Source organism: Microcoleus sp. T3_B1 (assembly GCF_036700445.1).
Taxonomy (GTDB): domain Bacteria; phylum Cyanobacteriota; class Cyanobacteriia; order Cyanobacteriales; family Microcoleaceae; genus Microcoleus.
Window position 1 is genome coordinate 1 of record NZ_JAUBOX010000041.1, and the last position, 24,941, is coordinate 24,941.

Below are 24,941 nucleotides of genomic sequence, written 5' to 3' on the forward strand. Positions count from 1 at the left end.
ACCCCTACTCCCCGTGCCCGCCCTCTTGGCTAGGGGGGATCGGATTCTATGCAACCTCATAAAAAATTGGTATTACGGCTTATTCCCTGTCCTAGATAACTAAATCCCTCTTCCTTCTTCCTTCAACGTCCCAATTCCCAAACGAAAATTCATCGTACCATCTATGGAAGGCGTTTAGCGGACGATCGACCGGAGAATCGACCCCAGACTGCCAAAAATAATTCGAGAGTATAAATGCTTATAAGCCTGACGCAGACAGTGGATCGCGAGGCGATTATCCCTGTCTTTTGGCGTCGGACTCTCAAACATCCTGTGGTAATGTTACGATCCCGACAGAGAAAGAATGTGGTAGATAAGGAAGCAGTGCTACATGGTAGAGATAGACAAGTCAATATCCTTCGATGGGCGGGATATTAGACTGAAGATTGGTTTACTAGCGCCTCAAGCAGGCGGTGCAGTTTTGATTCAGTCAGGTGACACGGCGGTTTTGGTGACAGCGACTCGATCGCAGGGGAGAGAAGGAATTGATTTCCTGCCCCTGTTGGTGGATTACGAAGAGAGACTCTACGCTGGCGGTAAAATTCCCGGTGGATTTTTGCGAAGGGAAGGGCGTCCCCCAGAAAAAGTGACTTTGACTGGCCGTTTGATCGATCGACCGCTGCGCCCGCTATTTCCAAGCTGGCTGCGAGATGACATCCAAGTTGTAGCAACAACGGTTTCGATGGACGAACAAGTGCCACCGGACGTTTTGGCGGTGACGGGGGCTTCGGTGGCGATACTGCTGGCGAAAATGCCGTTTTACGGGCCGATGGCGGCGGTACGAGTCGGTTTGGTAGGGGACGATTTCATCATCAACCCCACCTACAGCGAAATCAAAGAAGGCGAGTTGGATCTCGTGGTAGCCGGTTCTCCTGATGGAGTAATCATGGTGGAAGCCGGCGCTAACCAATTGCCGGAACAGGATATCATCGAGGCGATCGACTTCGGCTATGAAGCAGCCTGTGACTTGATTCAAGCCCAGCGCGAAATTATGGCCGAATTGGGCATCGATTTGGTGGTAGAAGAACGGCCATCCCTAGACTCCGCCCTGGAAAACTTTATTCGCGATCGCGCCCAAGAACCCATCCGCATCATTTTGTCAAGATTTGAAAAAGACAAAACAATACGGAATGCAGCTTTGGACGAAGTTAAGGCAAATGAAGTCGAATCTGCGATCGCCGAACTCCCGGAAGACGATCCGGTAAAACTAGCCGCCACCGCCAACACCAAGGCGATCGGCAACGTTTTCAAAGACGTTACCAAAAAAATGATGCGGAAGCAGATCCTCGAAGATGGCGTCCGTGTAGACGGTCGCAAGCTAGACGAGGTGCGACCCGTTTCTTGTCGCGTAGGCGTGCTGCCGTCGCGAGTACACGGCACTGGGTTGTTTAATCGGGGGTTGACTCAAGTCTTGTCCGCAGCTACCCTGGGAACCCCAGGCGACGCCCAAGACTTAGGGGACGACTTGCACCCGCAGCAAGACAAACGCTACCTCCACCACTACAATTTCCCGCCGTTTTCGGTAGCAGAAACCAAGCCGATGCGATCGCCCGGACGCCGAGAAATCGGTCACGGAGCCCTCGCAGAACGCGCTTTACTGCCGGTTTTGCCATCCAAAGAAGATTTCCCCTACGTGATTCGCGTAGTTTCCGAAGTCCTTTCTTCCGACGGTTCGACCTCAATGGGTTCAGTTTGCGCCTCAACGCTAGCATTAATGGATGCAGGCGTTCCCCTTTCCCAACCCGTCAGCGGCGCGGCAATGGGCTTAATTAAAGAAGGCGATGAAGTCCGAATTTTGACTGACATTCAGGCAATTGAAGACTTTTTAGGCGACATGGACTTCAAAGTAGCCGGTACCGACACCGGCATTACTGCTTTGCAGATGGACATGAAAATCAAAGGTTTGCCCTTAGATGTAATTGCCAATGCCATCCGCCAAGCCAAACCGGCCAGACTGCACATTTTAGAAAGAATGCTGGCAACCATCGACACTCCCCGCAAGGAAATGTCGCCGTTTGCACCGCGTTTGCTAACCCTGAAAATCGATCCAGAATTTATCGGTTTGGTAATTGGGCCTGGTGGCAAAACGATCAAAGCCATCACCGAAGAAACCGGTGTCAAAATAGACATCGAAGACGACGGAACCGTGACAATTGCTGGCAACGACAGCGAAAAAGCTCAGCGGGCTTACAACATTGTCCAAGGCATGACGCGCAAGTTGAATGCAGGAGACGTGTATGTTGGCCGCGTAACTCGAATTATTCCGATCGGCGCTTTTGTGGAAATTTTGCCCGGAAAAGAAGGAATGATTCACATTTCGCAGTTAGCGGACTACCGCGTTGGCAAAGTGGAAGACGAGTTAGCTGTGAACGATGAAGTGATTGTCAAAGTGCGAGAAATTGACAATAAAGGTCGAATTAATTTGACCCGCTTGAATATTCATCCCGACGAAGCGGTAGCCGCCCGCGAAGCGCTGAATAAATAGTTTACGGTTGGTAATTGGTAATTACTTATAGAGTAATTGCTAATTGCTAATTGCTAACTGGTGATTAGTAATTGCTAATTGCTAGTTGAGATTAAATCTGATTGTTTCAGATTGATTTGGGAGTAGGTGCGCGACAGCGACAGATCGACAAAAGTGCGATCGGCTGTAGAAGTTAATAAAGTCGCGCACTTTACCCTCGGCGGTTGAAACCGCCACTACATAAATTAAATTCACTCCTAGCGGACTCAATCAAATATAAAGTTACCTCTTTTATCATTCGGCGGTTGAAACCGCAACTACAGAAACGAAGTCCGCCTACGCGGACTGAATAAAATATAAAGTATGCTTAGAGGGAGGCATAAATCAATGCCGAAACGGTTGATCGTTTTCAAAACAGAATCGCTTTCTTCCCCTGGATGGGAGGATAGATTGCTTTCCCATACAGGTGCTCTCACGAGTATCCTAGCAGAACACTACGACTACTCAAACAAACCTCTGCCTAAAACGGGCGATCGCCTGCGAAACAGGGTTCAATTTTCAGCCTAAAACCCTTGATAAATCTCTCTTTTAGCTGAGTCTCGATCCCCCTAAATCCCCCTTAAGAAGGGGAGTAGGGGTTGACTTTTAGACGGCTCTTGTCCCCCCCTTATTAAGGGGGGCTAGGGGGGATCGGGCCCTAATAGTTAAATCACAGCAATACAGTCAATTTCAACTAACACATCTTTCGGCAAACGCGAAACCTCCACACAAGCGCGCGCCGGTGCAGTTTCCGCATCAAAATATTTCGCATAAACCGCATTCACAGCGGCAAAATCATTCATATCTTTAAGGAAAACCGTAGTTTTTACCACATCCAACCAAGTAGCGCCGGCTTCTGTGAGAATGGCTTCGAGATTTGCCATAACTTGTTCGGTTTGTTTTGCCACGTCGTCGGTGTAGACAATATCGTTTAGTCTAATATCGATCGCAATTTGACCTGCTACAAACAGCATAGTGCCCGTTGCGGCGATCGCTTGATTGTAAGGGCCCACGGGTGCCGGTGCTTTGTCAGTACGAATAATTTTGCGCGTCATAGATGTTAGTTTTTGGGAGAATTTTTCCGAAGTTTCCGGCTGGTAGAGTTCTGCGTCAGAGGTTTCAGGCTGGTAGATTTCTCCATCAGGCATTGTAGCACCAGTGAAGTCTGCATTTTCGATATTCCAACCATAAGTTCTTGCGTTAGTTAAGTCTGCCTTTTTCAAGTTTGCTCCACTTAGATCGGCTCTACTTAAATTGGCTCCTTGTAGATTAGCTCTTTCGAGATTCGAGCTTTGCAAACAGGCTTTTTTTAGGTTAGCTTCTTCCAAGTTTGCCACACTTAAATCTACATCAATCAACTTAATTCCTGACAAATTGCTTTTTGTCAAATTGACTGCCCTGAGTTTACAAGCGTTGAGATTTGCCTCTAAGAATTTTACACCATTTAGAATTGTTGCAGTTAAATTTGCTTCAGCCAGGTTTGCTCCAGTCAGATGAGCGTTAGTCAAGTTAGCTCTATTTAAGTCGGCCTGAAACAAGGAGGCTCTACTTAGGTTAGTAGCCGTTAGGTTTGCACCACTCAGATTTGCCATCTCAAGATTAGCATTAGTCAAGTTGGAGCCACTCAGATTTGCTTTACTCAAATTTGCACCGTTGAGTTCTGCTAAACTTAGATTACTTGAAGCACAACTTATTCCACTCAAGTTTGCACTTGTCAGGGATGCCCGACTCAGATTAGCATGGTTAATACTCGCATTTGTTAGGTTTATGCCACTCAAATCAGTTCCAGTCAAATTAGCACTCTGTAGGTCGATCCCACTCAGATCAGCACCTTTAAGGTCTACCCCACTTAACCGTTCATTATGAAATTTTCGTTCACCTTTGGCATATCTTTCTAAAAGTTCTTTAGCATCCATAAATCACCTCGATCGCCCTTCCGCTACACCCCACATTCCCAGCCTACCACCAAAACCGAAAGCGCGATCTAAATCCGCATCAATCCATTTTCATCTGCGGTCAATCAACTCCCTTTTTCAACCGCAGATAAACACAGATAAACGCAGATAAATTATATCAAATTCGTCCTTCCTCGGAACCATCGCTCTCTCTGTTCTCTTTCTCTGCGTCCTCTGTGTCCTCTGCGGTTTAATCAATCCAATTTCATCTGCGGTTAACAAATTCCCATTTTTCAACCGCAGATAAACGCAGATTTACACATTACACACCAACCGGAGCACCAACAACCTCACCTTTCAACATCCGAGAAGCAGCATCAAGCAATTGCTCCTCCAAATAAGGCTTAGTGAAATAGCCCTTCGCGCCCAAACTGTAAGCCATTTGGCGGTGTCTGTCAGCACCGCGAGAAGTTAGCATCGCGATCGGCAATTCACACAAAACGGCATCCTTCTGCATCCGAGAAAGTAGTTCCAAACCGTCCATTCTCGGCATCTCAATATCGCAGAAAACGATATCGCAAGGCAGACCAGATTTCATCTTTTCCCAAGCTTCCTTACCGTCGCGAGCTTCTTCCACACGATAGCCAGACTTCTCGAAAGTAATAGACAACAGCGATCGCACGGTAATCGAATCATCGACAATCAGCACAGTCGGCTCAGTCTTCTCGATTTCCGCCTCCGCAGCAGCCCGATCGCCCTCATCCCAAAGCGTACCGCCAGTATCCTTCCGCAGCCTTCCCGTAGCCAAATCGATCAGCTCCAGAACATCCGCAATCGCCACGATCCGACCGTCCCCAAGCACGGTGGCCCCAGCAATCCCGATCGGCTTCGGCACCGGCCCTTCCAACGGCTTGATCACAATTTCCTGTTCCGTCGAAACCTGATCCACCTGCACCGCCAAGAAATTGCCAGCAGACCGCAGCACGATCACCGAAATCATGTCATCGTCAGTATTAAACCCGTAAACACTGCCCCGACCCAAATGGCGGCTGTAAGCCAGCAGATCCCGCAGCGGCCGGAACGGCAAGCTTTGACCCCGCCACTCAATGCAAGGCAAACCGTCCGCCCCCGTCGTCACCTGATCGCGAGGCACATCGATCATATCTTCGACCCCATCCATCGGGAAAGCAATGCGAGCGCGATCGCTAATGCAAGTCAGAGCCTTAGAAATACTCAACACCAGAGGCAAACGGATCGTAAACACAGTCCCCTTGCCGATGGTTGAATCGATCGACACAGTACCGCGAATCTCCTGCAACGAAGTCTGCACCACATTCATACCGACCCCCCGGCCGGCATACTCCGTCGCCTGTTCCTGAGTGCTGAACCCCGGCATAAACAGCAAATCGTAAACTTCCGAGCGAGACATCCTTTGAGCCTGAGCCGCCGTCAGCATACCCTGCTTAATCGCCTTCGCCTTCACCTTTTGCGGGTCAATTCCGGCCCCGTCGTCTGAAACCGAAACCACGGTTTGGTTCCCTTGGTGGAAAGCCCGAATCGTAATCCTGCCGACTGCAGGCTTCCCAGCCGCCAGACGCACCTCCGGCGCTTCGATCCCGTGAGTAATCGCATTGTTCACCAAATGAGTCATCGGGTCATATAGCTGATCCACAATCATCTTGTCGATCAAAATCTCCTTACCCTCAACCTGCAACTGAGCCTGCTTCCCGCACTTAATCGCGATTTCCCGCACCGCCCGGAACAGCCTGTCCGTCGTCTCCGCAAACGGCTTCATCCGGGCGCGAGTCAAACCTTCTTGCAGTTGAGTCGTAACTTGTCGCAGTTGGCGAGTCACCTGATCCGCCTCATCCACCAAAAACTCAATGTCCGCCGCCGACTCCCGCACCCGCACGATCAGCTCAATAATCTCTTGAGCCAAACTGTGGAAAGGAGTAAACCTGTCCATTTCCTCCGGTCTCCAGGCACTTTCCCGAGTGTGGGCCGAATCCTCAGAGCGCCAGGCCGATCGGTGTCCCTGCCGGTTTGCCAGCAAAGCAATCTCCAAAAGACTCCGCTCGTAGAAATCCTGAGTCCGCTGGCTCACATCGCTCAGCAGCGCCACCTGGTGCAGCAAATTGTCCAAAAACTGTCGCATCCGTTCTTGGTCTTGCTCCAAACTGTTGCGGTTTACAACCAGTTCCCCCATCAAATTGCTGAGGTTGTCCAGTTGCTTGACCGGCACCCGCATCGTCTGGTCGCCGAACCCGCCCGCGCGGGGATTCCGCCTGGGTCTGTTGATCGCCGACGGCCCCATATTGCCTTCCCCTTGGCGGCCGCTGTCCTTGGGATCTTCCAGCAGTTTTTCCAAATCGCCAAATTCGTCGTCGCTCTCATCGGCAGCAGTGCGCGGAGCTTTACTAGCAGTTGTCGGTGCAGGAATTTCCGGCATAGTTGCGCTCTCGCTGAGGAGTTCTTCGAGATCCGAGAAAACTTCTGTATTTACCGGACTCTGATTTGTGCTTCCAGAAGCTGCTATGACAGCCCCAGCACCCCCTGCAATTAACAGTGCTTCTAAATCGTCAAAATTGCCTTCGGCATCATCTTCATCGCCTGATTCGCCCTCGGCAAAAAAGTCTGCCAGCGATCCCTCTTCCAACTCCGAGGAATCTGCCTCGGCCGAGTCGTCCTCAGCGTCCCAAAAGCCGGTCGTCAGTTCCGAAGTCACCAGAACCTCAGCATCGATCGAATCCAACAAATCATCAAAACCCTCCAACTCTGCGTTGTTGAGAGTAGCCCCGGTTTCCCTCGCCGAGAGCAAGTCAGCATCGCCCTCCAACATACCATCGAGAGATTCTGCAGGCAGCGGCTCTAAATCCGCACTCAAAAAATCCGTTTCCAGGGCATCAAACAAATCATCTTCGCCCTCAGATTCCCCGGCGGCATCTGTTTCGGCTCGATCGAACAAATCCGCACCCTCCTCGTCGAACAAACCCTCGGCAGGTTCGGCAGACAATTCGTTCACATCCACAGCCGCGCCGTCATCTGGCGCCGTTCCAGCATCGCCTGGGTGTACCATGCCTTCCCCAAACATATCCTCCAAGAAATCGAAAGCTGCGCCCTCATCAGATTCGACATTTGAAATTTCCGACTCAGGACGATCGTCTGACAAAGCCCCAAGTTCAACCTCTGCCGAATTTGCCCAGCCTTGGTCGGAAACAGCCGCACCATTGTTATTGTTGTCGAACAAACTCCCCAAGTCGCCCTCATCAACTCCCACATCGGCACTCAGCAATTGTGAATTCCCATCATTGAGCCAACGCCCACGGCCTTGCCCCGAAGCTTCTCCGTCATACTCAGTACCCGTAGGTACAGAACCGAAAAGCTCAGCCAAATCGGCCGCTTCTCGGGAAGTAGCCATTCCTTGCCCATCCCGCACAGTCTCTTCATCCTCAGAAATCGCGCCAGAGGTCATATCCCCAAACAGCGCATCTAAATCCGTATCGTCCAGATCCAGGTTGAGCGATTGCACAGACTCGTCTTCCATGCCGAAAGCCTCTTCTAGCCAGTTTCCATCCGCAGAGATATCTAAATCAGAATTTGATGTCATGTTAAGAACGTTGCCCATTTCCTCATTTTGTGGGATGCCTGCAGCTCGATCTCGATCGCCCCCGTTCTCCCCACCTTCGTCTTCTGAAGAAAGGAAATTAGAAGTAATCCCCAACAGCTCGCTCAAATCCGAATCCTCGCCAAGCTCAGAGAGCAACTCGAAATCATCCATTGCAGGCAGAGCAAGGGCTTCGGCATCCCCTGAATCCTTGCCCCCCCCTGCAGGCTTCTTCGATTGTCCGTCTAAAGCCTCAGACTTCAGGGAATACTCCGAAGAGACTGCCGGCCCACCTGTTGTCTCAGATAAGCCTAAATCGCCGAACAAGTTCTCGAAATCAGCATTGTCCTCCGTACCACCTGCAGAAGTTTGGGCTGCCACTTCGTCCAAAAGCGTACCGAGAGCATCTTCGTCAGCTTGTCCCCTGGCTGGGGCCACCGTGTCGTCTAGCCGCTCCAAACGGCCCTTACCGTTACCCGTTTTAAGGTGTTTGCTAGTTAACCGCTGGCTCGAACCCGCATTTTTCTGACCGGGAGCTACTGCCGAGCCCTCTGCCTCCTCTCCAAACAGCAAATCCTCCCCAAACAAACTCGTCAAATCGTCAATCGGAGGCTTCGTGTTCGTTTCGGAACTTGCCGCATCGTATTCGTCAAACAACAAATCAGTAAAATCGCCGGAATTGTCCTCGTCTAACCCCAGCATTCCCGCAGCCGATATCCCAGAAGACTGTGCATAGTCGAGGTCTTCTTCTTCTTCCCAAGCGCCGTCGAGATCCGGGGACTCGCCGTCAAACAAGTCCGCTAAAGTGTTGAGTTCTGCCGCGCCCACTTCCGGGCCGGTGCGGGTCGAGCCTCTAAAAGCACCCGTCTCTATATCCGATTCTGCGAAGACGGAATCTTCGTCGAACTGGGACGATCGAATGCCATTGTCATGGTTGCTGTCGCCGCTGTCGAGTTGGTCGAACAGCTCGTCTATACTCAGCCCAGAAATAGTCGGCAGCAACTTGTTCAATCCATCCTGGGAATCGCCCGAACCCACCATATCCCAGGCCTCATCCTCAACAGAAACCACATTTTTCCCGGATTTACTCGGTTGAGCAAAGGCCAGCAAATCTTCAAAATCCGTTTCTGGAACCAGAACAGCCGGCTGCAGCGACAGAAGTTTTGCGCTTGGTGCGATCGACGATTCTAGACCAGAAATTACCAGTTCTTGCGCTTGTTTGATGTCTTTGATCACCGTTGGCGCTAAGGTGCGGTAGGTATTTTCTGGGTTGGCGATCGCCTTGGATACAGCTTGGATCAATGCTATCCAGTAGGGCAGTTCAAATTCTTCCCCTGCCCTGAGCAAGTTCCGACAAATGTTCTTGAGTTGCCGCCTGCTTTCTGGCCCTTCGGGCTGTTTGAACTCTTGCAGCAGTTCCCGCATCCTCGCCGGCACGTCCGACTCAAATACTAGCTGCAGCGCGCTGTCTTCTGTTGCTCTGACATCAGGTGCGTAAACTGACCGCGAATCTGGAAAACTTCTTGATGAGGCAAACGCCCCGACTCCCACCCCCGCCATAACTGGTTCGGGTACGGCCAGAACGCTGCTCTCGTCTGCATGGTATTCTCCGTGTCCAACGAGTCCCCCCAAGTGCCCGTTGAGCTCTTCAAATACTGGTTCTAATTCTCGAACCATCTGTTCTGCCAATTCTTCTGTCAGTCCAAAAGGCCCCGACAGTTGCTCTAACAGCCCTTGCAAGGTGTCAAAAATTCGCAGAAAAAGGGACTCTAGCTGTTGGTCTACTTTAACGCTGCACTCTTTTAATACTTTAAAACTATCTTCTAGTCTGTGAGCTGTTTGCTGAATGCTGGTCAGCCCCAGCATTGCTGCTCCTCCTTTGACAGAGTGAGCTGCCCTAAATACTTCGTTGACCAGTTCTGGGTCTTCGATCGTGGTTTGCAGATTCAGCAAGCCTTGTTCGATCGTATTGAGGTGGTCTTTTGCCTCCTCAATAAAGTAGCCCATTATCCTCTGTTGTTGCTCCGGTAGCATAGTTTTATTCCTGATTTTAATCGTTATTGTATTGGGTCTATGTTAGTAGTTCTAGAGAAGCTCTTTGTATATCTCGCCCCTTGCCAAGAGAATAATCTGACTGCGAGATATGGCAAATGTCCTGGCTATTTTTGCTTTCGATATGCCCTCACTTAAAAGATAGCGAATCTGCTGCACTTGTTCGGGTTTGAGTTTGCGGTTAGGACCTATCTTGCCTGGAACGAAAGGAAAGCGGTTTTTTTCTATAGCATCGCGGGAGTTATCGGCGGGGGTTCCTTCCCACAAATGGTCAGGATTGACACAACCGCGATCGTCGCAACTGTGACACGCAAAATAACCGGGTTTTACAGGTCTTCCCAGTTTGTGTTCCAGTACAAGTCTGTGGGGATAGAAACTTTGATTTTTCCCGTTAATCTTGATAGTTTTCACCGAGTAACCATCACTTCTTTTAGCCAAGGTACAAATCATGCAGCCGTTCGGCTGTATTTCAGCGCGAATGCCTGGAATTACTTCTATGCCTCGCACTTGTTTTTGAGGTTGAGGAGCAGATGTACTTCCGACATCTTTAATTCGTCCTTTTTTAAACCTATCTTGAGAATTTTCAAGTCTAGAACCTTCCCATAAATGGTTGGGATTGATGCAGTTGCGGACATCGCAAGTGTGGCAAGCAAAGTATTCCGGTCTAATCGGACGACCTAAAACATTTTCTAATACTAAACGGTGGACGGTCAGCGTTTTCCATTCACCGTTAATCCGAAGTCTTTTGGTGGCATAGCCCCTGCTGTTTTTTGAGAGGGTACAGATAATACAGCCCGTCGGCTGAATCTCACCAAATATGCCAGTAATTACTTCTACTATGTTGTCGTCCATCGTGCAACTCCTACTTCCTTTAGGTGTTGAAGTGGCAGCCCCGCAGCGGTTTCACGACTGCGAGGTTGCTTTTTGTAGGCCATTATTGCCACACAAAGCTGATTGTAAATCATGCCGCAAAACAAGCATTAGACAATTGATTATTGTCTTTCTGCTGTTTCTACTCGGAATCTTTCCACCGATGTCAAAAGGTCGCGAGCAACGCCCACCAAATTTTGCAAAGCACCCGAAACTCGCTGCGCTTCTTGGGAGGTTTCCTGAGCAGTTAATTCCACTGCTTGCATCACACTGGCGACCGCGCGAGCTGTTTCGTTTTGCTCTACAGTGTCGGCAGTAATCGATCGCACTAACACGTCAATTCGGTTAGTTACTTGAATGATATCTTCAAGCGATCGCTTCGCCTGTTCTGCCAATTTTGTCCCCTCAATAACCTGCTGCGTCCCTTCTTCCATCGCCGTCATTACCGCGCCGGTTTCGCTTTGAATTTGCATCACGATCTGTTCGATTTCTTTCAAAGACTTAGCCGATCGGTCTGCCAATTGTCGCACCTCGTCTGCCACGATCGCAAAACCCCTGCCCGCTTCCCCAGCTCTCGCCGCCTCAATACTGGCGTTGAGTGCCAACAAATTCGTCCGGGAGGCGATCGTCGCAATTAAAGCCACAATCTTAGAAATTTCTTGAGAAGCTTCCGCCAACCGCTTGACTTTTCTCGTGGTTTCTGCTACAGTTTCTCGAATTTCCAAAATCCCGGCCACCGTCCGCTCCACAGCCTCGCCCCCTTTCAGAGCCGTTGCCGCCGCGCCCCGGGCCACTTCTTCTGCCTCTCTAGCGCTCTCTGCGACCCGCTGAATCGCGTCGGTGAGGACTTGCACGGAATTCAGCGTTGCCGCCAGTTCCTCAGCTTGTCGCAGCGCGTCGGAAGACAAATCGCCCGCAAACTTAGCACTATCCGTAGCGCCTTTGCTGACCTCCCGAGCCGCCTGCTTCACCTGATGGACAATTTCGCGCAGATTTTGAATTGTCAAGTTAAACGAGTCAGCAACAGCACCCAAAACGTCTGCCGTCACTTCCGCAGTCACCGTCAAGTCACCCCGGGCCGCTCCTTCCACGTCGTCTAGCAAGCGAATCACTTGGCGCTGCAAGTCTTCTTTTGCCTGTTCCTGCTCGTCAGACTTCCGCCTGGTATCGCTAATCGTGGTTTGGATGACCTTCGCCATGTGGTTGAATTTAGCAGCCATTTTACCAAATTCATCTTCCGAGTAAACCGTAGCGCGAGCATCCAAAGTTCCTTGAGATACGGCATCGAACTGAGCTTGCAAATTATCCGACGACTTGCGTACCTGCTTGGCGATCAACTGACCGATGCCCCAAGAAGTTAAAAAGCTCGTAAAGCCTGCTGCTGCGGTCATTACCCAGCCTGTTTGGCGCAGGTAAACGATCGCCTCCGGTTTGTCTTGCCGCAGAGCTTGATAGGAGGCAATGTTGGTGACAAAAGCCACAGCTACCAGAGAAACCAGTCCCGCCCCGATTGCCGTGTACAACTGTTTTGTAAACAAAGGGGCATTTTCCAAGAAAGCCAGTCCCCCCTGTTCTACTGTTACCGAAGTATCGACCGCTTCTGTTTCGGTGGGAGAAAAACTCGACACAGACGCATCAGCCGGGCCGCTTATGCTAAATATTTCGTCATCCCGAATTGCTGAGCCATCGCTGTTGTCAAAGTCCAGGCTGCTCCCGGTCGTTCCCATCATGCCGCTGGTCGAGTTGCCGAAATTGGTGTTACCTCTAGTCAATATCGAACTGCTGGCATCTTCTGAGATATCAAAGTCCGGCAAATTGCCTAAATCGTCAAACTCGTCAAATTCGTCTAAAAAGTCGCTGTGTTCTTGAGCGTTCCCAGCTTTTGACGACCAGGCGCTGTGGTTCTTGTCGGACGCCCCGAAAGCTGTCGCTTGTTCGTTTTCGTCGAAAGAGAAAGAATCGCTAAAAGCGTCGTCTTCAAAAGCATCTAACTCGAAGTTGTCTCTAGAGCCAAACGCCGGGGGTTCCGAGTCCCTGTAACCGTTGCTGTTGGCGGAGGCGGGATCGACTGAATTAAATTGTCCCCGGCTCGACCTTTGACTTTGAGAGTTGGGGACAGCACCTCCCATCAACAGCGTTTCGTCTTCCGCCAGCGAATAGTTTGACGAGTAGTCCGACCCGTTATTCGGCTGTTTGTTTTGAGGTCGAGAAGACCCGAAACCCGACGAGGGCATCGCCTCGGCAAAGGGGTCTTCCTCTTCGGCATAGGGTGCGTTATGACCGTAATTTTGGCCACTCTGGGGCGGGGATTGGTAGTCGTAGTCCGAGTTATCGTCGAATTCGTCTGGCAAATCGAGCGCAGCAAAAGGTTCGCCAAAATTGTCCGAGGGCCCGATGGGGGAGTCTAGTGGGTTCGAGTCGAAGGAATTCCCGACTTCTGAAGAGGCAAAACTTTGACCGTTGAGCATCTGAGTCGGAGCTTCTGAAAACGAATCTCCTGAGTAAGGTGCGCTTGAACCAGACTGTTTACTGCTAGACAAGTCAGCAGCATCAAACCCTCCATCATCTAAGGCAAAGGGGTCTCCAAAGTCCGAGTCGGCAAACTCGTCTATGTCTAGCGAGTCGGAGTTCTCAGCATAAGCTGCCATTCCGCCGCTGTCGCCACCAAACGGGTTAGAATGTGAAGCTAAATCTGGGACTGAGCCTGCGCCATCGTCGTCTTCTGGTTCCCACCCCAAGCCACTCATGCCCAAGTCGGCCAAGTCCTCGTTTTCCATGTCGTCTGGGGATTGACTTCTATAGGAAAGGGATGGGGAATTTCCTTGGAAAAGTCCCAAATCCGGGTCTTCTAACCCTTCATCGAGTGATAAGTCTGGGTAGAATTCTAATTCCGTTTCAGCAGACAAAGCCTCGAAATTTTCCGTTTGCAGCTCTCCAGATAAAAATTGGTCTGTGTAGGTAATTCCGTTGTGAGCGTGTTCCACCAAACTCGGGTCGTCACTCAGGCCTAGCACAACCGTGTACTGTTCCCGCGCCACCTCATACTGTTGCAGTCCGTAGCAGTAAATGTGTCCGCACAGCAGGCGAGCGCTGGGGTCTTCGGGAAAATCTTCTACTAATTGATAAACTAGGGCTGCGGCTTCTGAATAATTGCCCTCCATGTAGGCCGCTTCTGCCCGTTGGTAGTCCTGCTGAAAGTTGGTACTTGTTGCCATTTGCCGCCCTCTTTGGATTTTAGATTTTAGATTTGAGATTTTTGATTTTTATGTTGAATTGAATGTTTAGATGCGCGCCTCAAGTCGTGTGACTGTTGATGGTTAGACCTCAATCGAAAATCGCAAATCGCAAATCTAAAATCGATTTCACGCTGCCCACCGCGCCGAGCGCAGAATTTTCACTTGATCTAGCAGTCGGAGCACTTTCTGAGCTGGTGCACCTAACATCCATTCTCCCCTCAGAAATGGAATCATGCCGTCTGGTGCATTGTTCTGAGAGTGCAGTTGCTCTACGTCGAGCCAGTCCATCCCCACAATTCGATCGACTGCCAACCCCAAAATCGTGTCTTGGTCTTCCACAGCCACGATCGGGATTTCGGGTCTATCTGTGTTCAGAGGTGTTTGGTCTCCCAGAAATTGGCCGAGGTCTGCCACCCAAATCACTCGTCCTCTCATATTTAGCGTACCTAAAAGCAAAGAGGAAACGTTGGGGATCGGTGTCATGCGGTCTGGGGACGGGGATAGGACCTCTCTAATCCCTGTCGCCGGCAGTGCGAACTCGTTCCCCGAAGGAACGTAGAACCGCAGGTGCAGCTCGCCTTCGGGAGTTTCTAGTTCTTGGAATTCCGGAGCCGGATCTACGCCTAGTCCTGGTAATATAAAGTCTGGGCTACCGCTAATCATAATTCTGACACCTGCATTTCTAGCAAAAATTGTTGAGGTTTCCCGCCAAGAATAACCCGATCGAAACTTCGATGGTCGAAACTTGACACAGCCAAGCTTGACACAGCCAAGGGGTGAATGGCGCGACTGCCGGAGGCCCTTGGCAATAAATTTTCTCCGTCAATAATTGACTGCCATCAATAAATTCGCGCGACCAAGGCTTACAAGTTAGCTCAAATCGACTACGAACAATTAATTTGAAACCCCTAAAGCTTCACTTTGTATTCCCACCGCCGTCTCAATTGGTAAAACTCTGGGTAATTTCTGCGATGAATGCTAAACCGATACGGGCATTAGCGAGGAGTTGTTGACATGGCTGGTGTCGCGACAATCATGAACGGAGCCACTTAAGACTGAGAATTGGACTCTCTGACTTTGTACAGAAATACCTAGCCATAAGTAGCTCTGTACATCAGTTTTTCGGAGCGGCTGCAAGTGGATAACAAGTATATTATATTTGCACTTTGAGCGTGTTAGACCCAGTTGGGTCTAGAAATTGAACAGAGTTTTACCGACGCCCTTATGCCAGCGCGCGGATTTATACATTCTAGTTTATGGTGCGATCGCCAATAGTACCCCCAGCTTTCTGTTTGGGGCGGCGGAGACTCGATTTAACCGCAGGTACAAAAAAGCTCCCATCATGGCATCGGTGCGAAAGTTATTTTTCTTCTAATTGGTCTTCTAGCGAGCGCTCTAATAATCTTTCCGAGAGATTGACCCGAGGGTAGCCCGGGCCCACATATTTTTCTACCAGCATCAATAACTCGCTTTCACCAAAAGGTTTCGTGTAAAAGTCTGTAGCTCCGGCCATGCGGGCTTTAACGCGATCGATAAATCCGTCGATGCCCGTCAGCATAACGATCGGCGTCTGCCGGAAAGCGCTAGAACTACGCAGCATAGCGCAAATTTCGTAGCCGTCGAGTTCCGGCATGGCGATATCACACAGAATTAAATCGGGTTTGAGTGGAAACACCAAACTCAGGGCTTGGAGGGGATTGCCGATCGTAGTAGCTTCGTAACCGTGTTCATTTAAAATTGACTCGACTGTTTTGCGAATAGTATTGTCGTCGTCAATACAGACAACTCTGGGAACCTTGGTTTCTGGGGACGACCATTCTTTTTTGTTGTTGGTGGGGGCAACAGAAGGTTCGTAAAATACTTGCACCAATCCCTGCTGCACAAATGGGTAAATCGCCTTAGCGACAGTCAGCACGTCTCGGTTGAGGTAGCGCGCCATTTGGCGGATCGAAGTGTGCCCGTCGGCCCAGCGTCTGAGAGTATTAAAGGTATTGACAGGCAGCGCGACTCGCAGTTCGGAGGGGTCTGAAATCACCGGGCATTGGTTGGGCGACTGAATGTGAGGGTGAAACTGCTTCCACTGCTGCACCTGTTTGACAATCTTGGCCAGCAGCGAGCTAATTTCTAAGCTGGTCAGTTGAGGAGCCAAAGCTGGGCCCATTTCAAAAGTGAAGGAACCCTGGTGGAGACTGAGCAAGTCAAATAGGGTTTCGTGGATCATGCTCTGGATGATGTTGCGCCCTTGAGCTGGGGTGAGGATGTGGTTTTCTAGCAGGGCCCATAGATAGCCGTATTCTGGGGCATTGGTAGATGCCATATAGGGAACTTGGATTTTGTCGAGGGCGGTATCTGCTTTGTAGCGGCGCAGGTAGTCGCGCAACCGAAACAAACTGCCCGCACTCTGGGTAGCGTAAATAATCTGACCGTTGAAGCAGAAGACATACCAGGATTGTCCTGCAAGGGAGCGCGGCGTAGGTTGAGTACCCGTGCTGCTGCCGGTGGAGGTGTAGGCCTCTACGAACAGTTCTCCGGTTCGCTGACCTAACTCAATCAATTGCAGGATGCTGCGGATGTCTATTTCACTCAAATTTCCCTGCATGCAGCTAAAGTATCCTCCTTAAAACCGTTGGCGTCTGAGCTCGGAAAGACTGTGTGCGGGCGAAAAGATTGACTTTAGTTTCCGTCAATAATTTACGCGCTGATGCTGATCTCACAATTGGGAATTGACGAAAGGGCGATACTTGCTGCCGATCCTCGGCCGCGCTACCAGTCCACAAGCTGAAACCGCGAAACTCGCGGCATTCTCTAAGTGTAGAGTTTCACCTTCTATTCCCACTGTTGCCTATTGCCTAAACTCGTAGAATCCACATCGCACGCTGGCACGGGTTCTTCGAGTGTGCAACGCTGGCATTCCCGACGGATTCAAGCCTTCGATGCCAAAGTTTTGAAGTTTTTGGCTGAGTATGCCGTCAGTTTCTCCAGCACATCTTGGCGTAGGTCAACTTCAAAATACCAAGGATTCTCTGGTTTTACCGCTGCTACCAGCAGCAAGTGCCGATCGATCCCCTATGGGAACTTGAGGCTAGTCTGTTGGGTTGGATGAGTTGCGATCGAGGTTTTTTTGGGTTTGCCACAGCCCTAAAATCAGGTGCAGTCAAAATGAACCTTGGTTGGCAGTTGTCAGGAAAACCCTCAGTGCCGATCGACCTTTTTGCTCGCCCGCGGCTCCGTCATAGGCTCGCGTCATTACCCTATTCTAAGGCAGCGCGGTTCAAATCCCTAGTCCGCCGGAGGATGGCGTCCGCTTGGGGGCAGCGATGGCTTTTCTGACGATCGACCCATAACTAAAGCGTTGTAAAATCTATAGAAACTTTTGGATCGAAACGCCAGAGGCAAGCCCTGGGCTAACGACATGGGGATTTAGATTTGGGGATCAGTCGGTAGGGACTTTTAAGTCTCGTGAAACGATGGTGTTGCTAAAACCAGGGTGGTATAATTGGCAAAGAGCAATTCGCCAGAGTAAGAATAACTTTCAACCCATTGAAATATCCTAGAGGGCGAGCAGCCCCGGCAACGCACTAATCCGATTAATTCGGAATAGTTAAAGGGCAAATAATTGCAGCATAGGTCACGTTCAACCTTAAAAATAGGAAGAACTCAGCAAGTATGCGCTCCAGGAGAAGTAAAGTTCTTTGAGTGAGTAGAGGGATATTTTAATGTCCCGTTGTCGCCTTGAATGTGGGCAAGAATCCCCCGGCTTTAGAGGTGGGGAGGTTCAAGGACTGACCTTTTTCAGGTTTGGCCTATGGCAGTCCCCGCAGTGAGAGCTAGTCTGGAATCAAGCGGCATTGATACTGCTGTCTCATTCCTCCAGACAAGTGCCGGCGGCCGTACTTTCTGGAAGTTCTCCCGTGAGGACGTGCTATGGGTGAGTGCTGCTATAGTTAGGAAAAAATGCTATCCCCCGATTGGGCAAACGATACCAAAAAGTAAGACTTAAGTGGCAAAAAGTTATCCTTACTTGCCTATACTTTTTTACTTTAGGGAAGTTGACTAAAGATCGCACACAATGTTATCTTTAGTAAAGAACCTTTGGCTTAAGGGGGATAGCCTACTTATGTTGGGATTAGCCGTCTACCCAACAGCGTAGGAAGTAAACACCACTTATTTTTTAGGCCTTTAAGTAACTTAAAGTAAGTTGGGATAGGTTTTACGAAGCAGAGGACTATTAGTGTGCTGTATCTAGCGGAAGTACAAAAACAGAGAAGCGGCTTTGGTCTCGGTGGCGGTAAGGCTGAACTGAAGCTGCTAGCTTGTCAGCGGGGCGAACATAACTGGAGCGCCGTACCAGGCGATGACGCGATCCCAGTTGAGGAAGCTAATAAGTTTAACGACGGCACGCTGGTGCTGGTTGAGTTGAGCGCTAGCAAGCAAGTGCAGCGGATTCAGGAGGCGGCCCGCCAGTTGGTGAGCATTCTGCAAAATTTCTCGCGATTGCAGGACAAGTTTAAGGATAAGGAAGAGGAAATTGAACAGTGGAAGGCTTCTCTGACGTTTTCGAGTCAGGAACTCAATCGCCGGGAAATGGAAATGCAAGCCCGCGAAGAGCAGTTGGCTCAAATGGAAGAGGAGTTGGAGCGGCTGGAGGCTCAGCGCTCGGAAATTGAAAATACTCGAGATGAAGCTAACCGACTGCGAGAAGAAGTCGATCGCAGTCGCGTGGAAATAGAGACGGCTTGGGAACAGTTGCGGGGCGAGCAGCAACGGGTGGCCCAACAGCAGTCTGAGGTTCCCCAGGGGGCAGTAATTGATGAGCAGCAGACGCAGAGGATTCAGGAGTTGATGCAGAAGTTGGGAGGGGCAATTGCTTCGGCCCAAGGGGTGCGGGAACAACTGAATCAGTCTTTTGGTGCGGTGGGCGCTCAGCAGGCAATTCTGGATCAGCACTGGCAGCAGTTGGAGCAAAAACAGAGCATAGCTCAACAGCAACAAGAAGAGGTCGATCGACAAAATCAGAGCCTCCAAAACCGCTGGCAAGAGTGGTACCAATCTCAAGATGCTTTGGCCGGGGCTCGGGCGGAGCTTAAAGGGCAGCAAAGTACCCTCAGCGCTAAGCAGGATCAGGCTCAGTCCGTGTCTTTGCAGGTGCGGGCTGTTGAGGATCTTTACCAGCAAGTTTCCAGGCTGGCATCTGCTTCGGGTACTGCGGGTACGGAGCAGAAAGTAGATGTGTCAGCTTTGGAGAAGATGCCTGTTGATGAGTTACAGGGGCTGGTGCAACACCTGCAACAGGATTTGGAAAAGGTGTTCCGGTTTGTTAACGATCAAGAGGAGGAGTTGACTCTGCAGCGGGAGACAATCGAGGAGCTGCAAGGGAAAATTCAAGCGGCTTCCGAGTACGATCGCATGGCTTTGGAAAATGAAATGGCAGATGAACTCGAAAGTTATCAGATGTTAAACGAAACTCTGGTGGGACAGCGCCTCCGGTTGCAGGAACGGGAAGATGTTTTAAAGCAGCATCAGGCGGTGCTGTGGCGGCGGCTGGGTACTGCTAATGCTCCAAAACAAGAGCGAGGAAATATTGATTTGGGGCCGATTGTGGCACAGCTCAATACTCAGCGGCAGCAGCAAAGCCAAGAATTGCAAAGACTGCAAAACGAAATTCAGCAGGTGCGGGAAGCAATATCCCAAACTGAGGCAAATGTCAACCGCCAAAATGGGGAAAGTGAAGCGAAACGCTACGAACTCAAGCAGTTAGAGCAGAATTTGTTCAACCAGAAAGGTGCAGTGGCGCAACTCTGGGGCAGGGTGAATGTTTATCAAGAAATGTTGCAGCCGGTGCAGGACAATTTGACTGCGCTACGCCAAAAGCTCGAAGCAGCGGCGGGGGAACTCGATCGGGTGCAGGAGACGGGAGACGAGCAAGATCGGGTAGTTTCTGAGTTGCGGCAAGTCCTTTCGGGTTTGATCACAGGTTAAAATTTAATATCTAAAATTATCGAAGGGTGTTCGACTCGACCGATCGCTCCTCCAGGAAATGGATCGGTTTGCGATCGGTTGGGCGCTACGATTAAGCTGGTTAGTTTTTCTACGCTTTCAAAACTGGGCGCCGAGGGCAATATTTGTTGCAGTAGTTGCCGCATTGCCCGTCGCTGCAAGGCCAGGGGTGCTTCCCGCAAAATCGGGCGATTTAACTTGACGGGAAGTTGAAAATTCACCTGGGGGCTGTCTGCAATTGGAGACATTGCTCGCTGTAGCAAGTCGCTGGCTGCAAGTTCCAGATATTCTACGTCGGCGCGGAGGAGTTCGGCTGTTTGAGCTAGGGCTTGTTGGGCTTTTGGGTTGAAATGAGTTTCCAAATAAGGCAATAATTCCGATCGAATCCGGTTGCGACTATATTGCAAGTCTTGATTTGTGGAATCTTCCCAAATGGGTAGTTTTTGCTCTTGACAAAATTGACCTGTTTGCGATCGAGTTATTTCGAGCAAGGGACGAACTAAATAGATTTTAGATTTTAGATTTGGGATTTTCGATTGGGAATTTTCATCCTGATTTTCCAATCTAAAATCGGCAGATATTTGGGAGTTGGAATTTTCGCCGGAATTCCCCACTCGAAAATCGAAAATCGGCAATCGAAAATCGAGCAGGGGTCGCGTCCAGGTGAGGGCAGAAAGTCCATCGGCGCCACTGCCGCGAATCAGGTTGTAGAGGAGTGTTTCGGCGCGATCGCTGGCTGTGTGGCCTGTAACAATGTAGGGGTAGTTGTGGGCGATCGCAATTTCGGTTAAAGCTTGATATCGCCACTGTCTGGCCGCTGCTTCAGTTTTGGGGATGTCCGAGGCTGTTTCCAAATAGTAGGATATTCCCCAGTTTTTAGCTAATTGTTCTACATGATTGGCCGAGGCTTCCGAGTCAGAACGCCAACGATGATCGCAGTGAACAATCGCTAGGTTCCACCCCCATTTTGGCTGCAAATCTAGCAGTAATTTAATTAAACACAGAGAATCTTGTCCGCCCGATACTGCTACTAGCAATCGCTGATTTGATGGCAATATTTGTCGGTACAGCAGCGTCTTGTGCAGTTGAGCGTGGAGGTGCGTCCAATTGGAAGATTCAGCCATGAGAGCAGTTTTTCATTAAGCAAAAATAAGGAAGTTAGACAACGAGCAGTGTACGGGATTTAACCGATAGATTTTGAGCCAAGAAGGGGGATTATCCCCCCTCTCCCAATCTCTCAGTCTTTGCCTTCCTAGCTCCACATTCCTATACTTTGGGGGTCGCGGTCTGGATACCTAGAAATAGGAAAATGATTACTTATTTCTGTAGATTCACATTGATTTAATGGCTCATCTATATCGGTTTGATTTGAGCTAGCTACGGCGTAGTTTTGCACTGTGTCCGATCTTTCGGCAGCGGCAGGAAGGGCTTTTTGCTCTTTGATTTCAGGTTCGAGCGGAATAAACTCCAGACGCATTCTAAGTTTTCCTTTAGTCCAGTCTTTGCCAGCACTTAATAGCTCGCAATCCAGGCCGTCTGAAAATAATTTTTCGTCTAGCAATTTTGACTGCATAATGGCCATAAATTCGCTGACTTTGAATGTACATTGATACATCAAAGCGCTGGTAGGGGCAGAGACAACATCGTCTTCTTGGGGAAATATTGGGGATTCGTCCATATTAATTGTCCTTATTTTAATGAAGGAAGTTCGGCAACGGATTATGTAACGGATGTAACGGATGTAACGGATGTGAGGAAGACCGAAGTTATAAGAAGGAAGAGGGAGTTAATTATTAGAATCTCGCTGGTTGAGTAAGGTGGGAATTGCCCACCCTACAACCGGAGATGAGATTAATCCCGATTCTTTGACTTATCCTGTTCTTCTTTGGCTGATTGGTGGATTAGGAATTAGAAAAACCAACCGTAGGAATGCAAACCTTTGCCTAACAGATTAACGCCTAGATAGCAAATCCAAACTACCACAAAACCTGTGGCAGCTAAAATTGCTGGGCGTCTTCCCTGCCAGCCACGAGTAATGCGGGCGTGCAGGTAGGCAGCAAATACCAACCAAGTAATTAGCGCCCAAGTTTCTTTCGGGTCCCAACTCCAGTACGATCCCCAAGCTTCGTTAGCCCAAACCGCACCCGCAATAATGCCAACTGTCAGTAAGGGGAATCCTAAACCGATGATGCGATAGCTAATGTTATCAAGAGTTTCTGCTAGATTCAAGCGCTGGGGCGAGAGAAGTTCTGCGGTTTGAGTTGGCGCGGTTGATGCGGTTTGAACGGTGGCTAATTCGAGCACTGCGGTGGTGCCTAAACCGTTATTGTTGGAGTTGAAAGAGGGTTCGCTGAAAACTAAGGCGCTGTCGCCACTGGTTTCTGCAATTTGAGGTTCGGGGTTTTGAGGGCGTTGGAGGCGGTAGTTGCCGTTGCGGTTGCTGTTGGTGCCGAAGGAACTACCGGTGAGTTCGATTTTTTGGCCGCGGGTGACGATTAAAAAGGCGATCGCCAGCAGGGCTCCTACCATTAAAGTTGAGTAACTGAGCATCATGACACTAACGTGCATCATCAGCCAGTTTGATTTGAGGGCGGGTACTAGGGGCTCTGCAGATTGCATGGTTGCGGGCAGAGTCAGGGCTGCAAAGGCAGATATTGCCATTGCTACGGGGGATGTGGCTACTCCTACTAAGCGGGAACGGCTCATGTTTTCCGCGACTAGGTGGATGGCGGTGATTCCCCAAACTAGGAAAAATAGGGATTCGTAGAGATTGCTTAAGGGGAAGTAGCCGGCTTCTATCCATCGAGAACCGAGTAAAGCGGCGATGGATAGGTTGGCGACGCCCATTCCTGCGGTTCCTAGGGCCCCCAGGTAGGGAATGCCGGGGAATGCTGCGCCAACCCAGTAAATGAGCATTGTGGAGAACAAAACGGCAAAGGAGATGTTGTCCAGCCAGTTCTGGAGTACGACCAGATCCATAAAAATTACTCCGCTAGTGTTTTTACTTATTTTTGCTAACTAGATCGATCGTACTGGGGTTGGGCAGTTTTGGGTTTGGGATTTTGAATTTTTGTGGCAATTATGAGTGATTGGCGGTTGTTGAGGTGCGAGTGGGCGATCGCGCGGACGCATCAAACAAGCTACTATTGACCCACCAGACGAGTGTAGCCCCGTCAAGTCACACTTGTTGATTCTGGCTGAGGGCTTGAGGTTGGAGGAGTTCCAAGTAAGGAAACACGGAATGCTGATGGGCGAAATTCGATCGCCGATTAACAAAATTAGGACTTACGCACGGGGGGCCAGAAACCGGGTTTTAGGAAAATCCTTCGTTTTTACCCAGAGATTAAGTAAAAAACCCCGTTTCTTGGTCGGGAGTGCGTCTAGGACTGAAAATATAGGATGTTTTTTGATCTGGGGCTATCTGGAATCCTTTAGAATTGATTGAGCTGATTACCCATTTGCTGTTTTTGCAACCAGCAAAAAAACGGAAGCCCCCGACAATCGTTGTGGATACTCCCCAAATTTTAGAGTAAAGCTCAACCTCCCAGATTTATCAAGGCGAGTCAAATCTAAAATCTAAAATCTAAAATCGACTGAGGGTTCGAGCAGTTGCATAGGTTAGAGGAGATGTTGGGTTAATGCGTCGAGATTCAATATTTTACAAGTTATTTCAAGAAGCTCCGACGCTGCTGTTTGAGCTATTGGAAGAGTCACCATCGAATGCGGAACAGTATCGATTTGACTCCGTGGCGGTGAAGGAACCGAAGTTTGAAATTGATGGGGTGTTTTTGCCACCGGATGCTGAGCCTGGAGTTGTATATTTCTGTGAGGTGCAGTTTCAGCGGGATGAATTGCTTTATGAGCGATTGTTTGGTGAGTCGTTTTTGTATTTTTATCGCAACCGTCAGCGATTTACAGATTGGGAAGCGGTGGTAATTTATCCTACTCGATCGACTGAACAATCAGAAACGCATCCGTATAGATCGCTCTTGAACTGCAATCAGGTGCATCGCGTATATTTGGATGAGTTGGGGGATATTGAACAGTTGCCGCTGGGGGTGGCGCTGATGGCTTTGACGACGATCGACGAAGCGAGTACGCCGGAAGTGGCGCGATTGTTGCTGGCGCGATCGCAGCGTGAGGAATCTGAGGCAGCGAGTCGCGCCATAATAGAGATGCTGACGACGATACTGGTTTACAAGTTTACAAGTTTGAACCGAAGGGAGGCAGAGGCGATGTTAGGGATTACGCTTGAGGAAACTCGGTTTTATCGGGAAGCTAAGGAAGAAGGCATCGAACAAGGCATTGAACAAGGCATTGTGCAAGGCATTGTGCAAGGCCGCGAACAAGAAGGAAGAGCCTTGATTTTACGTCAGTTAAATCGCCGTCTGTTAAATCGGCGAGTTGGAACATTACCGGAATCTATCACGACTAGAATTGCTGATTTGTCGATCGAGCAAATTGAAACTCTAGCAGAGGAATTGTTAGATTTTCAGTCGATCGAGGATTTAGAGGTTTGGCTGGAGAATTTGCCGCAGGGAGATTGAAACGAGGTTAGGAATTGCACTTGAGGGGGCGATCGCGCCATTTACGCGCACCAACACATCAAACGTACTCCCCCTCTACTTGCTGGGTTTTGGGGTTCTTTTGGTGCATCCGCCGTTGCTGAGAGGATGTTCAGGGTGCGATCGGGGATGATTCCGGCGGATTAGAAGCGGATTGATGATGGTAGAAGATGTTTTGGG

General features: G+C 49.8%; 13 protein-coding genes. 4 read left to right on the forward strand and 9 right to left on the reverse strand.

Features of this window, described 5'->3' with window-relative positions:
- The first annotated feature begins 370 nt into the window (after positions 1-370).
- Positions 371-2,524, forward strand: coding sequence for a polyribonucleotide nucleotidyltransferase (locus QT990_RS20910; protein WP_333146959.1), 2,154 nt, complete (start codon positions 371-373; stop codon positions 2,522-2,524).
- A 683-nt stretch (positions 2,525-3,207) separates the two neighbouring features.
- Here the strand turns inward: QT990_RS20910 and QT990_RS20915 are convergent.
- The 5 genes from QT990_RS20915 to QT990_RS20935 form a co-directional block, all read right to left on the reverse strand.
- Positions 3,208-4,458: a Rid family detoxifying hydrolase gene (locus QT990_RS20915; protein ID WP_333465706.1), complete on the reverse strand. Its 1,251-nt coding sequence runs from the start codon at positions 4,456-4,458 to the stop codon at positions 3,208-3,210.
- Between the two features lie 301 nt (positions 4,459-4,759).
- Positions 4,760-10,075: a response regulator gene (locus QT990_RS20920; RefSeq protein WP_333465707.1), complete on the reverse strand. Its 5,316-nt coding sequence runs from the start codon at positions 10,073-10,075 to the stop codon at positions 4,760-4,762.
- Between the two features lie 51 nt (positions 10,076-10,126).
- Complete coding sequence (locus QT990_RS20925; RefSeq protein ID WP_333465708.1) at positions 10,127-10,945, reverse strand: HNH endonuclease; 819 nt, start codon at positions 10,943-10,945, stop codon at positions 10,127-10,129.
- 140 nt (positions 10,946-11,085) lie between these two features.
- Positions 11,086-14,178: a methyl-accepting chemotaxis protein gene (locus QT990_RS20930; protein WP_333465709.1), complete on the reverse strand. Its 3,093-nt coding sequence runs from the start codon at positions 14,176-14,178 to the stop codon at positions 11,086-11,088.
- A 147-nt stretch (positions 14,179-14,325) separates the two neighbouring features.
- Positions 14,326-14,859 (reverse strand): chemotaxis protein CheW, encoded by a 534-nt coding sequence (locus QT990_RS20935; protein ID WP_039887356.1) that lies wholly within the window; start codon positions 14,857-14,859, stop codon positions 14,326-14,328.
- A gap of 538 nt (positions 14,860-15,397) precedes the next feature.
- On the opposite strand from QT990_RS20935, the gene QT990_RS20940 reads away from it, so the two are divergent.
- Positions 15,398-15,574: a hypothetical protein gene (locus QT990_RS20940; RefSeq protein WP_333146950.1), complete on the forward strand. Its 177-nt coding sequence runs from the start codon at positions 15,398-15,400 to the stop codon at positions 15,572-15,574.
- Here QT990_RS20940 and QT990_RS20945 read toward each other — a convergent pair.
- The gene (locus tag QT990_RS20945) at positions 15,560-16,798 is read right to left on the reverse strand and encodes a response regulator (protein WP_333146948.1); all 1,239 of its coding nucleotides are present in this window, start codon (positions 16,796-16,798) and stop codon (positions 15,560-15,562) included. The two genes, QT990_RS20940 and QT990_RS20945, sit on opposite strands and share 15 nt — an antisense overlap.
- Positions 16,799-18,432: 1,634 nt before the next feature.
- On the opposite strand from QT990_RS20945, the gene hmpF reads away from it, so the two are divergent.
- Complete coding sequence (hmpF, locus tag QT990_RS20950; protein ID WP_333465710.1) at positions 18,433-20,178, forward strand: pilus motility taxis protein HmpF; 1,746 nt, start codon at positions 18,433-18,435, stop codon at positions 20,176-20,178.
- On the opposite strand, the gene tilS is transcribed toward hmpF, so the two are convergent.
- From tilS to ccsB, 3 genes are all read right to left on the reverse strand, one after another.
- Positions 20,175-21,320, reverse strand: coding sequence for a tRNA lysidine(34) synthetase TilS (gene tilS, locus QT990_RS20955; protein ID WP_333465711.1), 1,146 nt, complete (start codon positions 21,318-21,320; stop codon positions 20,175-20,177). The genes hmpF and tilS overlap by 4 nt on opposite strands.
- 128 nt (positions 21,321-21,448) lie before the next feature.
- Positions 21,449-21,874: a KGK domain-containing protein gene (locus QT990_RS20960; RefSeq protein WP_333465712.1), complete on the reverse strand. Its 426-nt coding sequence runs from the start codon at positions 21,872-21,874 to the stop codon at positions 21,449-21,451.
- A 230-nt stretch (positions 21,875-22,104) separates the two neighbouring features.
- A complete protein-coding gene (ccsB, locus tag QT990_RS20965) occupies positions 22,105-23,175 on the reverse strand; it encodes a c-type cytochrome biogenesis protein CcsB (RefSeq protein WP_333465713.1) in 1,071 nt (356 codons plus the stop codon).
- Between the two features lie 659 nt (positions 23,176-23,834).
- Between ccsB and QT990_RS20970 the strand changes: the two genes are divergently transcribed.
- Positions 23,835-24,743 (forward strand): Rpn family recombination-promoting nuclease/putative transposase, encoded by a 909-nt coding sequence (locus QT990_RS20970; protein ID WP_333309153.1) that lies wholly within the window; start codon positions 23,835-23,837, stop codon positions 24,741-24,743.
- Positions 24,744-24,941 lie beyond the last annotated feature (198 nt).

Bases quoted from the DNA above. Each gene is read 5' to 3' on its own strand.
- QT990_RS20930 (WP_333465709.1), bottom strand. From the start codon at position 14,178: ATGGCAACAAGTACCAACTTTCAGCAGGACTACCAACGGGCAGAAGCG.
- QT990_RS20915 (WP_333465706.1), bottom strand. From the start codon at position 4,458: ATGGATGCTAAAGAACTTTTAGAAAGATATGCCAAAGGTGAACGAAAA.
- QT990_RS20945 (WP_333146948.1), bottom strand. From the start codon at position 16,798: ATGCAGGGAAATTTGAGTGAAATAGACATCCGCAGCATCCTGCAATTG.
- QT990_RS20960 (WP_333465712.1), bottom strand. From the start codon at position 21,874: ATGGACGAATCCCCAATATTTCCCCAAGAAGACGATGTTGTCTCTGCC.
- QT990_RS20910 (WP_333146959.1), top strand. From the start codon at position 371: ATGGTAGAGATAGACAAGTCAATATCCTTCGATGGGCGGGATATTAGA.
- QT990_RS20925 (WP_333465708.1), bottom strand. From the start codon at position 10,945: ATGGACGACAACATAGTAGAAGTAATTACTGGCATATTTGGTGAGATT.
- tilS (WP_333465711.1), bottom strand. From the start codon at position 21,320: ATGGCTGAATCTTCCAATTGGACGCACCTCCACGCTCAACTGCACAAG.
- QT990_RS20920 (WP_333465707.1), bottom strand. From the start codon at position 10,075: ATGCTACCGGAGCAACAACAGAGGATAATGGGCTACTTTATTGAGGAG.
- ccsB (WP_333465713.1), bottom strand. From the start codon at position 23,175: ATGGATCTGGTCGTACTCCAGAACTGGCTGGACAACATCTCCTTTGCC.
- QT990_RS20970 (WP_333309153.1), top strand. From the start codon at position 23,835: ATGCGTCGAGATTCAATATTTTACAAGTTATTTCAAGAAGCTCCGACG.